At 67.4% G+C, this 14681-nt stretch carries 15 protein-coding genes and 1 riboswitch; of the genes, 9 read left to right on the top strand and 6 right to left on the bottom strand.

Annotation, left to right across the window (positions count from 1 at the left end; genetic code table 11):
• Nucleotides 1-139 precede the first annotated feature (139 nt).
• The 4 genes from ACIBH2_RS16240 (at nt 140) to ACIBH2_RS16225 (ending at nt 4926) form a co-directional block, all read left to right on the top strand.
• Nucleotides 140-1624, top strand: coding sequence for a serine/threonine-protein kinase (locus tag ACIBH2_RS16240; RefSeq protein WP_397118074.1), 1485 nt, complete (start codon nt 140-142; stop codon nt 1622-1624).
• On the top strand, nt 1611-2873 hold the full coding sequence (locus tag ACIBH2_RS16235) for a hypothetical protein (protein ID WP_397118072.1): 1263 nt from the start codon (nt 1611-1613) through the stop codon (nt 2871-2873). The genes ACIBH2_RS16240 and ACIBH2_RS16235 overlap by 14 nt, the downstream gene beginning before the upstream one ends.
• Nucleotides 2873-4267: a serine/threonine-protein kinase gene (locus tag ACIBH2_RS16230; RefSeq protein ID WP_397118070.1), complete on the top strand. Its 1395-nt coding sequence runs from the start codon at nt 2873-2875 to the stop codon at nt 4265-4267. Before ACIBH2_RS16235 ends, ACIBH2_RS16230 begins: the two co-directional genes overlap by 1 nt.
• Nucleotides 4268-4440: 173 nt before the next feature.
• On the top strand, nt 4441-4926 hold the full coding sequence (locus ACIBH2_RS16225) for a peptidylprolyl isomerase (protein WP_397118068.1): 486 nt from the start codon (nt 4441-4443) through the stop codon (nt 4924-4926).
• Between the two features lie 20 nt (nt 4927-4946).
• Here the strand turns inward: ACIBH2_RS16225 and ACIBH2_RS16220 are convergent, their stop codons facing one another.
• On the bottom strand, nt 4947-5345 hold the full coding sequence (locus tag ACIBH2_RS16220; RefSeq protein WP_397120787.1) for a GtrA family protein: 399 nt from the start codon (nt 5343-5345) through the stop codon (nt 4947-4949).
• Between the two features lie 239 nt (nt 5346-5584).
• On the opposite strand from ACIBH2_RS16220, the gene ACIBH2_RS16215 reads away from it, so the two are divergent.
• Together ACIBH2_RS16215 and ACIBH2_RS16210 are read left to right on the top strand one after the other, a co-directional pair.
• Nucleotides 5585-6778, top strand: coding sequence for a cytochrome P450 (locus tag ACIBH2_RS16215; protein ID WP_397118066.1), 1194 nt, complete (start codon nt 5585-5587; stop codon nt 6776-6778).
• Nucleotides 6779-6841: 63 nt separating this feature from the next.
• Nucleotides 6842-8074, top strand: a complete 1233-nt coding sequence (locus tag ACIBH2_RS16210) for a cation:proton antiporter (protein WP_397118064.1) — start codon at nt 6842-6844, stop codon at nt 8072-8074.
• Here the strand turns inward: ACIBH2_RS16210 and ACIBH2_RS16205 are convergent.
• A complete protein-coding gene (locus ACIBH2_RS16205; RefSeq protein ID WP_397118062.1) occupies nt 8058-8372 on the bottom strand; it encodes a DMT family transporter in 315 nt (104 codons plus the stop codon). The genes ACIBH2_RS16210 and ACIBH2_RS16205 overlap by 17 nt on opposite strands.
• Before the next feature lie 10 nt (nt 8373-8382).
• Nucleotides 8383-8446: riboswitch (guanidine-III (ykkC-III) riboswitch) on the bottom strand.
• Nucleotides 8447-8563: 117 nt separating this feature from the next.
• Between ACIBH2_RS16205 and ACIBH2_RS16200 the strand changes: the two genes are divergently transcribed.
• Together ACIBH2_RS16200 and ACIBH2_RS16195 are read left to right on the top strand one after the other, a co-directional pair.
• Entirely contained in the window at nt 8564-9082 is a 519-nt protein-coding gene (locus tag ACIBH2_RS16200) for a DUF6790 family protein (RefSeq protein WP_397118058.1), read from the top strand.
• Nucleotides 9083-9110: 28 nt separating this feature from the next.
• On the top strand, nt 9111-9542 hold the full coding sequence (locus ACIBH2_RS16195) for a MarR family winged helix-turn-helix transcriptional regulator (RefSeq protein ID WP_397118056.1): 432 nt from the start codon (nt 9111-9113) through the stop codon (nt 9540-9542).
• A gap of 736 nt (nt 9543-10278) precedes the next feature.
• Here the strand turns inward: ACIBH2_RS16195 and ACIBH2_RS16190 are convergent.
• Nucleotides 10279-10674 (bottom strand): hypothetical protein, encoded by a 396-nt coding sequence (locus ACIBH2_RS16190; protein WP_397118054.1) that lies wholly within the window; start codon nt 10672-10674, stop codon nt 10279-10281.
• Between the two features lie 78 nt (nt 10675-10752).
• Nucleotides 10753-11388 carry a TetR/AcrR family transcriptional regulator gene (locus tag ACIBH2_RS16185; protein WP_397118052.1) on the bottom strand — a complete coding sequence of 212 codons (636 nt, stop codon included), beginning with the start codon at nt 11386-11388 and terminating at the stop codon, nt 10753-10755.
• Nucleotides 11389-11494: 106 nt separating this feature from the next.
• Here ACIBH2_RS16185 and ACIBH2_RS16180 point away from each other — a divergent pair, with 106 nt between their 5' ends.
• A complete protein-coding gene (locus ACIBH2_RS16180; RefSeq protein WP_397118050.1) occupies nt 11495-12406 on the top strand; it encodes an alpha/beta hydrolase family protein in 912 nt (303 codons plus the stop codon).
• Between the two features lie 95 nt (nt 12407-12501).
• Here the strand turns inward: ACIBH2_RS16180 and ACIBH2_RS16175 are convergent, their stop codons facing one another.
• Both ACIBH2_RS16175 and ACIBH2_RS16170 read right to left on the bottom strand, forming a co-directional pair.
• Nucleotides 12502-13161 (bottom strand): esterase/lipase family protein, encoded by a 660-nt coding sequence (locus ACIBH2_RS16175; protein ID WP_397120785.1) that lies wholly within the window; start codon nt 13159-13161, stop codon nt 12502-12504.
• 544 nt (nt 13162-13705) lie between these two features.
• Nucleotides 13706-14581 carry an Abi family protein gene (locus tag ACIBH2_RS16170; protein ID WP_397118048.1) on the bottom strand — a complete coding sequence of 292 codons (876 nt, stop codon included), beginning with the start codon at nt 14579-14581 and terminating at the stop codon, nt 13706-13708.
• Nucleotides 14582-14681: the final 100 nt, after the last annotated feature.

Below are 14681 nucleotides of genomic sequence, written 5' to 3'. Positions count from 1 at the left end.
GTGGCCGAAGATCACAGAGGCCCGGCATGGCGCGTGTTAGTCTTCCGATCGCGTCGCGCACGAGGGCGAAACGCGTGCTGGATCGAGTGGGGCGGGGAGAGCATGGCGCTCCGGTGTGCGTGCCGCGTGGGTGTGAAGGATGCTGGTCGCGGTGCTGCTGCCGGGTGAGGAGTTCGCCGGGTACCGGATCGTGCGGCAGCTCGGGGCCGGTGGCATGGGGGCGGTGTATCTCGCCCACCATCCCAGGCTGGCTCGGCCGGTGGCCCTGAAGATACTGACCGGCGAGGGTGACGAGGAGAGCCGGGCGCGGTTTCTGCGCGAGGCGGAATTGGCTGCGCGGCTGCAACATCCGAATGTGGTCGCGGTGCTCGACCGCGGGGTGAGCGATGAGCGGCTGTGGATCGCCATGCAGTTCGTGCCGGGTAGTGACGCCGCGGGGGCGCTGCGGCGCGGGCTGACCGTCGAACGCGCCGTGCACATTGTCGGCGAGGCGGCCGCGGGATTGGATGCCGCGCACGCGGCCGGGCTGCTGCACCGCGATGTGAAGCCCGCGAACATTCTGGTCTCCGCCGAGGACGGAGCGCCGGATCGGGTGCTGGTCACCGATTTCGGTATCGCGCGGGCGCTGGAGCAGCACACGGCGCTCACGGTGGAGGGCATGGTGCTGGCGACGCTGGCCTACGCGGCCCCGGAGCAGTTGGAGGCCGTGCGCATCGACCACCGCGCCGATGTGTACGCGCTCGGCGCCACCCTGTATCACCTGCTGACCGGGTCGGTGCCCTTCCCGCACGACAATCCGATCACCATGATGCAGGCACATCTGCTGGAGCCGCCGCCGCGCCCGAACGAGGCGAAACCCGAACTCCCTCAAGGGTTCGACGCGGTGATCGCACGGGCCATGGCCAAGGACCCGCGCGATCGGTACCCGAACTGCGCGGCGCTGGCCGACGCGGCGCGCGCCGCCCTGCGCGGGGAATCGGAACGGGCACTGCCGAATTCGCGGCGTCGTCGGCGAATCCTGTTGGGTGGCGCCGCACTCGCGGTGGTCGTGGCGCTCGCGGTGACGCTGGGCCTGCTGGTGCGCCCGTCGGCGGGTCCGACCACGGCGGGTGCGCCGACCGGTACGGCACCGACCTCCGTGGACACGGGCGGGTCCGATCCGTGGGGCGTGTACGGCTTCGTCGTCGCGCAATTCCCGAATCTGCTGCCGTCGTTCCCGATGGCCCTGGGCTACAAGGGAATGCTGTGCCGGGCAACCGATTCCAAGGACGCGACCACCAGCGTCCCGCTCAACCGCCAGCCGGGCGAGCTGGCCACCGTCCGCTGCGACGGTGACGGCGATCCCCTCGAGATGGTGGCCATCACCTGTACGACACAGCGCACCCCACGGCCGCAGCCGCCCTTCGTCTTCGGTGCCAAACGCGGTGAACAGCGTTGGACCAAGGGCGGTGAGAGCGGGACCGCGATGTGGGGTGACGGGGAGACCGCGCAGGGCTACGTGTACGGCATGATGATCACCTTCGACAGCCCGGACCGGAACTTCTGCTACCTCTACTCCTTCGGATACAACGAGGTCATCGGGCAGGACCTGTACGAGAAGTGGTGGGTGGATGCGCCACTGTGATCGTGTAACGCGTTGGCTGCCGGTACTTCTGGTCGCCGGTCTGCTCAGCGGGTGCGCCGGTACCGTCCCGGGAACGCCGCGGCCGACGAGCGCTGATCTCGGCGGTCTCGATGTCGGGGAATGGAATACGTCACCGCTGCCGGTACCGGCGCAGGGCACGCGGTCCTACGGCCACATTCTGGAATCCGCGCGGCTGGCCGAGGCCGTGATTCACCCGATCGATCTCGATGCCACCCTGGTCAATTCGGTGACGGCGCTGATCCCCACGCCATTGGCTTCGGTCGGCGTACTGGCAGACGTCGCGCGCCCGATTCTCACCGAATACGGGATGGTGGCGGGCTATTCGATGACCGCCAGCGACCACGACGGCGAGCGGACCACCTTGGCCAGTCGGTCCACGCTCACCCGCGTGACGGTGATCAGCTTCCCCGACGCGCACGCGGCGGACAGTGCCGCGCGGGAGATCGGCGCGGCGGACTTTGCCGCCGCGTCGGGCAACGTGGCCGTCGCCGTCCCCGGACACGATGGGGCACACGGTCATTGGCTGCCCGGGGTGCCCACCGTCGGCGTGTACGTCGCGCACGGATCGTTCCTCGTCGTGCTGTACATCCGACTGCCCGAGGCCGACCGAACCGCGCTGGCGGCGGTGGCGGCCGTCACGCTCGACGCTCAGCTGCCGAGGCTGGACACCTTCGCGCCCACCCCCGCGGACCAGCTCGACGATCTGCCCCTCGATCCGGACGCGATGCTGCGCCGCATGGTGCCCATGCGGCCGGGGCAGTGGATCTATCCCTCACTCACCCGCCGCGAGAACTACTTTCGCGAGGTGACGGTGGCCATCGGATTGCGCATGAACGGCGGGGTGGTGCTGGGACCGGGCGGCGTGGACCACGAGACGCGCATCGAGCAGACCGATACCGGCACAGCCGGTGAACTCGGGATCGAGCGGCTGGCGGTGAACGGCCTGGAGAGCCTCTACCGCTTCCGCGACGCGAGCAGCGCGCGCCGGTACTTCGACGGCGTGGTGCGGTCGGTCTCCGACTCCGGCGGCGGCGATCGCACGATCATCGCCGGTCCAGCCGGTGTGCCGGATACGTTGTGCTATCGCATCGAATTCCACGGCACCGATCCCTACAACCGCTGCTATCTGCTCGACGGCGGCTATCTGGCGACGGTGATCGGTCCGGGCGAGACCTTCGTGCGACGCCGGGCCGCCGCCCAGTACGCCCTCCTCGCGAACAGCCGGTAGTGGCCGTGCGAGAACTGGCCTCCGGCAGCGTGATCGCCGGATATCGCATCGAGCGGCAGCTCGGGATCGGCGGTATGGGCGCGGTCTACCTGGCCCGACACCCGCGTCTGCCCCGCCACGACGCCCTGAAGGTGATCGCGGGCGCACGCGGTGCCGAACCTCGGTTCCGGGAGCGGTTCCGCCGCGAAGCCGAACTGGCCTCGCGGCTCGACCACCCCAATGTGGTCGCCATCCACGACAGCGGCGAGGACGGTGAAACGCTGTGGATCGCCATGCAATTCGTCGACGGACACAACTGCGCCGAGTTGCTTCGCACCGCGGCGCTGCCCGCGGAACGGGCCATCGCCATCACGGCGCAGGCGGCGCGCGGACTCGATGCCGCCCATGCCGCCGGTCTGCTGCACCGTGATGTGAAGCCCGCCAACATTCTGATCAGCCGCGACGGCGAGCGGGTGCTGGTCACCGATTTCGGCCTCGCCGAGGAGACCGGCGCGGCCGCCCCGACCGGAACCACCTCGGCCACACTGGCTTACGCCGCGCCCGAACAGTTCCTCGACGGCCCGCTGGACCATCGCGCCGACGTCTACGGTCTCGGCGCGACCCTGTACCACCTGCTCACCGGGCAGGTGCCGTACCCGCGCGATACGCAGGCCGCGATGCTGCACGCGCAGGTCAGCGCAGCGCCGCCGCGTCCGAGCCGCGTCGTGCCCGCCTTGCCGGTCGCGCTGGACGCGGTGATCGCGCGAGCCCTGGCCAAGGATCCGGCGCAGCGCTACGACAGCTGCGGGGAGTTGGCCGAGGCGGCACGAGCAACCCTGGGCGGCAGGAGTTTTCGGCGTACGCGGGGAATTCGGCGAGCCGCCGTGGCGTGCGCCGCCGCGGCGACGGTGGCGGCGACCGTGGCCGCCGTCGCTCTCACCGATACCGGCCCGACCGCCACAGCGGACTCCGCCGTCGCCACGTCCACCGATGCGGTGCCCGTATCACCTTGGGGCCGAGCGGCTTTCATTGCCGAAGCCTTCCCCGAGCTGTTGCCCGCCGCACCGTCGACTCCCGGCTACCTCGGACTGACCTGCGACACCGTCGACGATCCGCGACAGCCCGCGGTGGTCTGCACCGGCGACAACGACACCCTCTGGTGGCTGCTGGTGAAATGCCGCACCGACCGCACCCCGAACCCGCCGATCACCGACGAGTCGGCCGTCACCTGGACCCGCGCCTCGGGTTCAGGCACCGCGCTGTCGCGCACCGACCCCGACCAGTACCGCTCCCAGGTGGGCAAACTGGAAATCCGCTTCGATACCCCGAACCGAAACTTCTGCGAACTCCAGGCCTACGGCATGTCGACCGGCCCGGAACTCTACGAGCAGTGGTGGCCGACCGCGCCGATCTGAGACCGGAAAGAGCAGGCCGATCGCGGGTATCGCGCTGCGCCACAAGCAATTTGGGAGGCCGTAGTTATCTCGGCGGCCGTAGTCGTGCTGTACCGTATGTTGCTCGGCGGCCCGCTACCGGCGATCGGTTACATTGGCTCGTCCGCAATTCCTCGACGAAAGGGCTTCGAGCCATGCAGATCGTCTCCGACAAGGTCGTCTCCATCGACTACACCTTGACCGACGACGCCGACGAGGTGCTCGACAGCTCCGTCGGCGACGCGCCGCTGGTCTACCTGCACGGCGCGGACAATATCGTCCCCGGCCTGGAAAAGGCGCTGGAGGGCAAGTCCACCGGCGACGAGGTGCGGGTCGTGCTCGAGCCGGAGGACGGTTACGGCGAACGCCTGGCCGAACTGATCAGCGTGGTGGACCGCGGCATGTTCGAGGGGGTCGACGAGATCGAGCCCGGGATGGAGTTCCAGGCCGAGGCGCCCGACGGCGAAACCCAGATCATCACCGTGGTCGATGTCGACGGTGACGAGGTGACCATCGACGGGAACCATCCGCTGGCCGGTCAGCGCCTGCACTTCGCCGTCAAGATCGTCGATGTGCGCGATGCCACCGACGACGAACTCGCCCACGGCCATCCGCACGGCGACGACGACCACGAGCACTGAGCGCCGCGCGACGCGTCCGCTCAGAAGACGAACCCGCGCAGCGCCAGGAACCGCAGACCGCCGACCGCCGCCATGACGAGGAGCACCGCTCCCGCCTGTGCGCTGCCGCCGAGGCCGGGCGCCCAGAATTCGAGCCCGGCCAGGGCCGCCGTACTGATCGCCAGGCCGATCAGCGCCAGGCCGCCGCCCTCCCACTGCGCGGTGAACCAGCCGACCCGTCCGGCCGCGCGGAAGGTGAGCTGCCGGTGCAGTTCGTTGGCGATCATGGTGCTGACGAGCGACCCGGCGATATTGGCGACCAGCGGGCCCGTCGCGTGCAGGGCCATGAACAGCAGCACGTACGCGATATTGCTGGCGCCGCCCACCAGGGCGAAGCGAATCAGCTGTGCGAGAACGTGATCGCCGCGCAGCAAGCGCATCGGGTCGATACCGTCGAAGACCGTCGCGCCCTCGAAGACGGTCCGCAGTCCGGGGGTGGCAATCGCTGTGCTGTTCACACGATCACTGTCGGCGGGCGCGCTGACACCGCCCTGACGCCGCTCTGACATTCCGCTGACGCAGGTGCGCCGGTATGAGAACGCGCACAGCGCCACTTGATACAAAGAGCATTACACTAAAGCACCGTCAGACCCTCATCTCGAGCTACGAGGAGCACCACATGACGGCGCAGCCGCATGTCACGGCGAAACCCCATGCCGGTCGCGAACCCGTGGCGCCGGGATGTCCGGTCCATCGGGGGCCGGAGGGCGTGTGGACCATCCAGGACTACGCGGGTGCACGAGAGTTCTTGCGCCACACCGATACTCGGCAAGGCGGGTTCGAGGTCGAGTACATGGACAATATGCCCGTCCACATCAGGCGGCCGGTGATCTACCGCGACGGTCCCGAGCATCGCGAACACCGCAGGCAGACGGCCCGCTTCTTCACGCCGCGCCGCGTCGACGCGAAATACCGCGAACTCATGCGCCGCGCCGCCGAGGAACAGTGCGATCGACTGCGCGCCTCCGGGCGGGCGGATCTGTCGGAGATGTCGTTCCTGCTCTCGGTGGTGGTGGCCGCCGAGGTGATCGGCCTGGACGGCGACCGTGCCCGCATGGCTCGTCGCCTGGACCGCTTCTTCGCGAAACATACCGCGGCACAAGGCTGGGACAGTCCGCAGGCGATCTATCGCATGTTCCAGATCCTGCTCACCATGTCCTCGTTCTTCCTGGCCAATGTCTGGCCGTCGGTGCGCGCGCGCCGCCAACGCCGCCGCGACGACCTGATCTCCCACCTGCTCGACGACGGCTGCACGCCCGCCGACATTCTGGGCGAATGCGTCACCTTCGCCGCCGCCGGAATGATCACCACGCGCGAGTTCATCACCATGGCCGCCTGGCACCTGTTCACCGACGACGAATTGCGCACGGCCTACCGCACCGGTGACGAGCAGGCCAGATACGCCATCCTGCACGAGATCCTGCGCCTGGACCCCGTGGTCTCCGACCTCTACCGCTACACCACCGCCGAGGTGACCCTCACCGCCCCCGACGGCCCCGTGACCATCCCGTCCGGAGCCAAGGTCGATGTCCGCCTCGCCGCCGCCAACCGCGACCCCGCCGCCGTAGGCGACAACCCCGACACCCTCTGCCCCGCCCGCCCGGTAGCCGACGGCGTAGCCGACTACGCCCTCTCCTTCGGCGACGGCCAACACCGCTGCCCCGGCGCCGCCATAGCCATCCAGGAAACCGACGTCTTCCTCACCACCCTCTTCGCCCTCCCCGGCCTGCGCATGACCAAATCCCCCACCGTCCGCGACCGCCCGGAAATCTCGTCCTACGAACTGGTCGGCTTGGAGATCGCCGTCGACTGAATCCCGCGCGTAGGCCCGTCCGGCATCCAACCGCGCTCGCCGCTCTCGTGCCACGATGACCGAGTGATACTGCTTGCTGAGGCGTTGCCGTCGACGGAATCGTCGGCGATCGTGTCGCTGTGCTGGATTGCCGGGGCCGCGGTGCTGGCACCCGTCATTTCCCGGTTGGTGCGTGGCGCGGTCCCCGGCGTGGTGCTGTTGCTGCTCTTCGGTGTGGCGCTCGGGCCGAACGCGCTCGGGTGGGCGGGGACCGAGGGCGGCGTCGAGCTGCTCAGCGAGTTGGGGCTCGGGATGCTGTTCCTGTTGGCGGGTTACGAACTGGATCCGCGGTTGCTGGGCGGTCGGTCGGGGCGGACCGCGTGGCTGACCTGGCTGGCCGGATTGGTGTTCGCCTTCGGGCTGGTTTCGCTGGCGGCCTCGGATACCGATTTCGCGGCGCGCATCGCGGTGGCCATCGCGATGACCTCGACCGCGCTGGGCACCCTGCTGCCGATCGTGAAACAGGACGGGCTGCTCGACAAGCCTTTGGGGCGAGCGGTTCTCGCGCACGGGGCGGTGGGTGAGCTCGGGCCGGTGGTGGCCATGTCGGTATTGCTCACCAGCCGCAACGTGGGGGCTTCGGTGCTCGTGCTGGTGTTGTTCGCGGTGGCGGCGGGGCTGATCGGGCTGGTGCCGCAACGCATGTTGGACCGGTTACCGGCGTTCGGACGCCTGCTCGACAAGACCAACGGCGGCGCGGATCAGCTGCCGGTACGAGGCGTCCTGCTGCTGCTTCTGCTGCTCATGATGGTCGCCGACGAATTCGACCTCGATGTGGTGCTCGGCGCGTTCGCGGCCGGTCTGATTCTGCGCAGGCTCATGGCCGCCGGGCATCCCGCCGTCGAATCCTCCTTGGAGGCAATCGGTTTCGGCATGCTCATCCCGATCTTCTTCGTGGTCTCCGGCATGGGCATCGATATCGGCGCGGTCGCCTCCGAACCGCTGCTGTGGGTGCTGTTCGTCGCGTTCATCGCCCTGGCCCGCGGGCTGCCGGTGTGGTTGAGCGAGCGCTACATTCCGCACGGCGCGAACCTGACCTCCACCCGCGAGCGCACGGAACTGGCCCTCTACGCCGCCACCGGCCTCCCGATCATCGTCGCCGTGACCCAGGTCGCCACCAGCAGCGGACTCCTGACCGAGGACCTCGCCTCGACCCTCGTCGCCGCCGGTGCGACCACCGTCCTGATCTTCCCGTTCCTGGCGCGTCTGCTGCACCGCGACGAGAGCCAGGAGCCGTCGTCTAGTGCAAAACCTTGAGGCCGACCACGCAGCCCACGATGCCGAGCAGCAATGCGATCTTGATGGCCGACACCGGCTCCGACCCGGTCGCCATGGCGAACGAGATGGTCAGCACCGCGCCGATACCCACCCAGACCGCATAGGCGGTGCCCACCGGCAAGCCGCGCATGGCGACAGCAAGGCCCACCATGCTGATGATCAACGCCACCGCGAAGACACCGGTCGGCAAGGGCCGACTGAACCCCTCCGACTTACCGAGGGCAGTGGCCCACACGGCCTCGAAAACGCCTGACAGCACCAGAATCAACCACGACATGACGAGCCTCCCAGGGCCGTCTTGTCGCACGCCGGGTACGGCTCCCTCGTCCGGGATCCCATCGAGGGACCGGCCTCCACCATGGCAAATCCCGGCGCGGCCCGGCAACCGTCGCGGTGGTGACCTTCCTCTCCGGCGGCGAGGCCGAATGAATCTTGCATGGTTAATATTAACTATGCAAGACTTGGGTGATGGACACGACCTCATACCTCGCCCAGACCACTTTCCCGCTGATCTGGCCGCTCATCGCCGTCGTCGGGGCACTGCTCCGGACTCGACACAGCCCCTCCCGACAGGCCGCACTGGAAACCTGGCAGCGGTGGTGGGCGGTGGCCGCGCTCGGCTGCGGCAGCCTGTGGATGACGGTCATGTTCCTGGCGGCGCCCGACACGATGGCCACCGCGATCGGATTCACCCCGTCGCAGTTCCAATTCGAAATCGCTTGCGCCAACCTCGGACTCGCCGTGATGGGCTTTCGCGCCGCCGCCGCGACCGCTCGCGAACGCATCACCATCGGACTCGGAGCCGGAATGTTCCTGTGGGGCGCGCTGATCGGCCACGTCTACCAGTGGTTCGCGCACGGTGACCACGCGCCCGGCAATACCGGCGGAGTCCTGGTGTGCGACTTGCTCTTTCCCGCGGTCATGATCGTTCTCGCCGGCCGCGCACAACGACTGAACCCCGCCGAACCAGCCGCCGTCGCATCTTAACCAGGTAAGACTCGGATATCCTCGACCCGTGGACGACGGACTCGCAGACTTGCTCCATCGCGTGGTGTACCTACTCGGCGAAGCGACGCGGCGTCGGGCCGACGACTCCGGCGGGTTGAGCTACAGCCAGATGCGACTGCTGGGCACCCTGGAAGACATCCAGCCGGTCACCCAACATCAACTGGCACAAGCACTCTCGGTCTCCGACCCCGCCATCAGCCGGGCCCTGCGCCCCCTCGAAGCAGCCGGATTCGTCCAGGTCGACCCCGACCCCGCCCACGGCCGCCGCCGCCTCGTCAGCACCACCGAAGCGGGCCGCAACGCCTTCCACGCCGCGGGCAAACCCCTCTACGACGAACTACGCACCGCCCTACGCGAAGCCGACTTCCCGTACGAGCGCTACCTGCGCGACACCGCCCTGCTCGCCGAACTCCTCGAGTCGCCTCGAACCGACCCATAACCCTTGCACTCGCCCATCCAGAGTGCTAAAAATATCTCTGTCAGGTGACATAGATTATCTGAGCCTAGTTCGATCGTGAATGAACTGAGCTGGAGGTAGTGACCATGCTGATGCGTACCGATCCCTTCCGCGACCTGGATCGCCTGACACAGCAGGTCTTCGGCACCCCCGCCCGCCCGGCGTCGCTCCCGGACATCAACGCCTGACCCTCCCGAAGTTCACGCGAAAGCGAGGTGATGCCTGTCGAAAGCCACATGCGTTACCGCACAACACCATTCGCAATATCTTCCATCCACGGGTGGGCCCGTTCAGCGTCCCGTGCTTGCGGGCCCACCCGAACCTCCCCCGCCAACCCCCGCACAACCCGGACCCCGAAGCGCATGACAACAACCACTGCCGAACACGTTGACCCCGACACCGACCCCTACGTCTACTGGCCCGACCCCAGCCCCCTGCAACCCTGGTGGGACACCATCATGGGTCCCGCCATGCCCGCCACCCCGGCAGTCCCCCGCTCCCCCGACCCCCGCAACCCCCACGCCCGCAACCCTTACCACCCCACCGGCCGAACCCCTCGCTGCCGCCGATCCCAAGTCAGCGCATCACCGACTCGGGGCTGAGACGTACCCGATAAATTCGGTGTTCGCGGTCCCACGAACGGATTTCGGCCCGGGCCTCGCCGCCGGAGACGTCGAAGCATCGCGCTTCGACCACCTCCGAGACAGGAACGAGTCGGTCAGGAGGCGCGCCAGGGATCGCAGGCCAAACCCGTTGGCCGCACCGAACCCTCGACTCCGGACGCCGCGTCGTACGCCAGCAACTTGATTGTCGCCTCGTCCTTGTCGAACGCCGCGAACAAAATCGCCCCGGGCGGATTCCACTCGGCAGTCGTCGCTCCCTCGTGCATCCACTGCACCGTTACGATGAGGGAATCCGCCTGGTGGCCACCGGGATCGCCCATCGCCGCCATCACCTCGCCCTTGCTCTGCCCCAGATACAGCTCGCACCAGGTGGTCAACGGATCGACAGCAGCGTGCCCGGTGACGACGGCGGGCCCCGCGAGGAGGGCCAACTGGATCGCTCCGGCGAGAGCCGCGCCGGGTGCGTACCTGGTGAATCGATGGAATGTCATGTTCCCGCCCTTCTTCCCCGCGCCCGTCAAGGTGACATCGTGGGCGCGGGGAAGATACTGCCGCAACGGTACGACAAGCTACTCGCTACTCGATTCGACGCTCGTGACTTCCTCTGCGGCGGTGCGGGTTTCACCGCGTCGCTGGTCGTGGCAGCCGTCGAGCAGTAGTCGAATGGTGAGGCGGGCGTTGTAGTTCGGGTCTGGGGTTTCGGCGCCTGCGCAGATGTCGCCGATGGCGCGCATCAGTTGGTAGGCGGTGAAATCGGTGGTTACCTCGCCCGCGGTGCGGGACGCGGTGAGGAGGTTGTCGCAGACGGGGACGAGGCGGTCGAGGAACAGGGCGTGCAGGGCGGTGATGCCGTCGGGGTCGGTGCGCATCGCGGCGGCGAGGCCGTGTTTCGTCGTCAGGAAGTCCACGAACAGGTCCACCCAGCGGCGCAGTGCGGCGAAGGGTGAGGGTGATGTCGCGAGCAGGGCGGGTCCGGCCTCGGCGCAGGCGTCGACCTGATGGCGGTAGACGGCCGCGACGAGGTCGGCGCGCGTGGGGAAGTGCCGGTAGATCGTGCCCATGCCGACTCCGGCCGCGGCAGCGATGCGGCGCACCGGCGCGTCCACACCCTCGGTGACGAAGACCGAGGCCGCCGCGTCGAGCAGGGCTTTCTCATTGCGCCGGGCATCCGCGCGCTTGGCCGGGGTGGGCGACGGTTCGCTCACGCGGCACTCCTTTCCTTCGCCTGCGCTTGTCAAGCGGAACAGTGCTCCGTATATTCGGAACAGCGCTCCGATTGGAGAGTCTATCGCCCTCGAAGGGAAATTCCGCATGTCTGTCCAGCCCACCGCGATCATCAGCGTCAAGCCCGTCATCCTGTCCGCGCCCGAGCGCGGCGTCGATCTACAGGTCCGCGTATCCGCCCCCGTCTCCGGCTCCGACCTGCCGGTCGTCGTCCTCGCGCATGGCTTCGGCAAGTCCATGTCCTCCTACGACCCACTCGTAGATCACTGGGCCGCCCATGGATTCGTCGTCCTGCAACCCACATTCCTGGATTCGCGCACCCTCGCCGTCCCCGCCACCGATCCGCGGTACCCGGATATCTGGCGCATCCGCGTCGCCGACGTCGTGCGAGTCCTCGACGGCCTCGACCACATCGTCGCCGCCATACCGGGACTCGGTGACCGCGTCGACCGCGACCGCATCGCCGTCGCGGGTCACTCCTGGGGCGGTCAGACCGTCGGCATGCTGCTCGGCGCTCGCGCCCTCGACGCGGACGGGCGGCCCGGCCCCGACCTGACCGACTCCCGCGTGAAAGCCGGTGTGCTGCTTGCGACTACCGGCCTGGGCGGAGACCACCTGTCACCGTTCGCCGTCGCGAACTTCTCCTTCATGAACCCGGACTTCAGCAACTTGTCCACACCAACCCTCGTCGTCGCGGGCGACCACGACCAATCCCCCCTCTCGACCCGCGGCCCCGACTGGTTCACCGACGTCTACACCCACAGCCCCGGCGCTCGAACCCTGCTCACCGCCTTCGGCGGCGAACACATGCTCGGCGGCATCCACGCTTACAACGCCGCGGACACCACGGACGAGAACCCCGACCGCGTAGCTCTGATCCGCGAAGCCGCCTGGGCTTACCTGCGCAGCGCCCTCGAAATCGACACGACCGCATGGGAAAAGCTCCAGGCAGACCTCGCCGAAACCGCCGACCCCCTCGCACGCATCGACCACAAGTAGAACCACCGAACCGAGCTCACCCGCCGCACAGCAGGTCTACGCGTGTCCTGGACCGTCGTGATCGCGCTGGTTCCCGATTTCGTGTGGAAATACTGTCAGGCCGGACACTGCCCCTCGAGAGCTTTACGGACAGCGGCGATGAACCGCGGATGCGAAGGTTCGTCGGCGTGCTTCACATCGGGAATCTCTGCCCTGCACCATTTTCCGCCCACAATGTCACCGCGCGTGGCGTCGAGCGTGCTGTTGAGAAATGTGTAGGTCACAGGCGGCGGAGTGGGATCGCCGCTATTGAGCCGGACAATGAAGTCGTTCAGTGGGCACATCTGCCCACCCGCCGCAGGCGGTAGCAGACAGGCCGGTGCGTAGCCACGCTGTGAACTACCCATCGAGATGTAGGTCCGTGTCGTCTCGGTCCCACCCGCGTACTTCAGGTAATACCGAGCCGACAATCCCCCCATGCTGTGACCGACCAGATCCACCTTGCCCCCGCCGTGCTCACCTCGCGCCCGATCGACCACCTCCCCGATGGCGCGCACATTGGCGATGTTCTCATCACCGGGCAACTCCACCACATACACGGGAAACCCCGCCTGCTCCAATACAGCCCGCATATCCGAGAACTGGGCGGTCGATCCCTGCCAGCCATGAATGAGAAGCACCGGCCCGCGGTGCGCGTCCGCGTCGGCGGGAGTGCCGGTCACCGCTATCCACAAACCGAGCAGGACAATGAACAACAGGCCATTTCGTGTCGACATCAGCACCTCCGAGAACGGATGCGGCGAAGCGCCGAGCGGGCTGCTCTTTCGAGTTATGGTCGCACCCGAAAGAGGTCGAGCGAAACTCAGGCCACCGGTACACGGTCACCACGACAACAGCCGCGCCCGGTCATCGACCGGGCGCGGCTGTTGTAGACGCTGAACGTGCCCCCGGTCGGGCACGTACAGCATCTACAACAAACCGAGTGCGCGGTGAACTGCAGATTTCCGCCGACACCAAGATAGCTCGGCGTATCCAGCGCCGATCAGGCAATTAGGGAGCGACAGCCCGCTGTCCGCACGGCCCAACGCTGACATGCCAGAATCGTCAGCCCCGGGTGCACGTGACGGCAGCGCCGTCACCGTCTGATCGTCGTGCGGGGCCGTTTCGCGGGCGGTGCCCCCTCAACTCCGTAGATGCCGGGGACCGATCCACGCGGACTGCGCCAACAAGATCATGGAGGACTACCGTGCTAGTAGGCGTCATGCCCGTAATGCCACAGGTTGAGAGCCACGATGTCATTCCTGCGAGACATGTCATGGGTCAGGACTTATGGTCGCGTGGGTTCTGCGGACGGGCGAGCCCCTGCCAAAATTGGGAGTCACGACGATGCTGCTGAATGAGCACTGGCAGGACCGGATTAGCAGTCCCGCTCCGGACCAGCACGTCGTCGAGCGACGCGACAACGTCCAGCACCGAGCGTGGCTCGAACTGTCCGGCCTGCTTCTTGGCCTTGACGCGCACATTGTTCGGTGTGGGTCCAGCGTCGATGACCGAGTGGTGCCACAGCCGGCTGTGATGCGCGCAGCGGTTACGGAGGTAGACCAGCGCCCTCACCCGGTAGGCAAAACCGCCCTTGGCTACTCCGAGACTGGTCGCGACGGCGTCGGCCAACGTACCCAGCGCCCCGCGCTCGATGCACTTCGACAGTGTGCCGAACGACCATGCCTCGACGGCCGACCAAACGGGCAGTTCGCTGAAGTCTGGTGCTCCCGTGTCCGTGGTCTTGAAACGCAGGATGTGGCGCTCCTTGCTCCGCTCGATGTCGCGCAAGCATGACTCAACAGTTCGTTCGCCCTGGCCGACATCGGTGTAGAAGTCTTCCTCAAGGTATCGCCCGCATTGGCCATGCACATTCGCGATCACACGTGCCGTATGGGTCCGTAGCAACAGCTCGACACAGGCGAGCGGCGCCGCGAGCATGGTCCGCAGCGCTTCGTCGGCTTCGTAGATCGCCCGGATCTCATGAAACCTCGTGCCTGGGTGGAAGTCATCGTCGCCCAGATGCGGAGCCTGCTGGAAGTACCGCGCGTACCCGGAGAACCTGTAGTAGTTGTTCGCGGTGAGGAATACAGAACATGCCGACTCGTCCTCGACGACGAGACCACGTCGCATGAGGAGTTCAATCTGCTCCTCCACGGACAGGCTCGGCTTCACAGACCCCCCCGGAAAGAAAGAGGCCCCTCCCATTTGAGCATCATAGAGAGGCTTGGGAGGGGGTCGATTGCTGCAAGTGTAG

The organism is Nocardia sp. NPDC050406 (genome assembly GCF_044459025.1).
GTDB lineage: Bacteria > Actinomycetota > Actinomycetes > Mycobacteriales > Mycobacteriaceae > Nocardia.
Note: the sequence above shows the minus strand (reverse complement) of the source record. Positions and strands in the feature narration are given on the sequence as shown.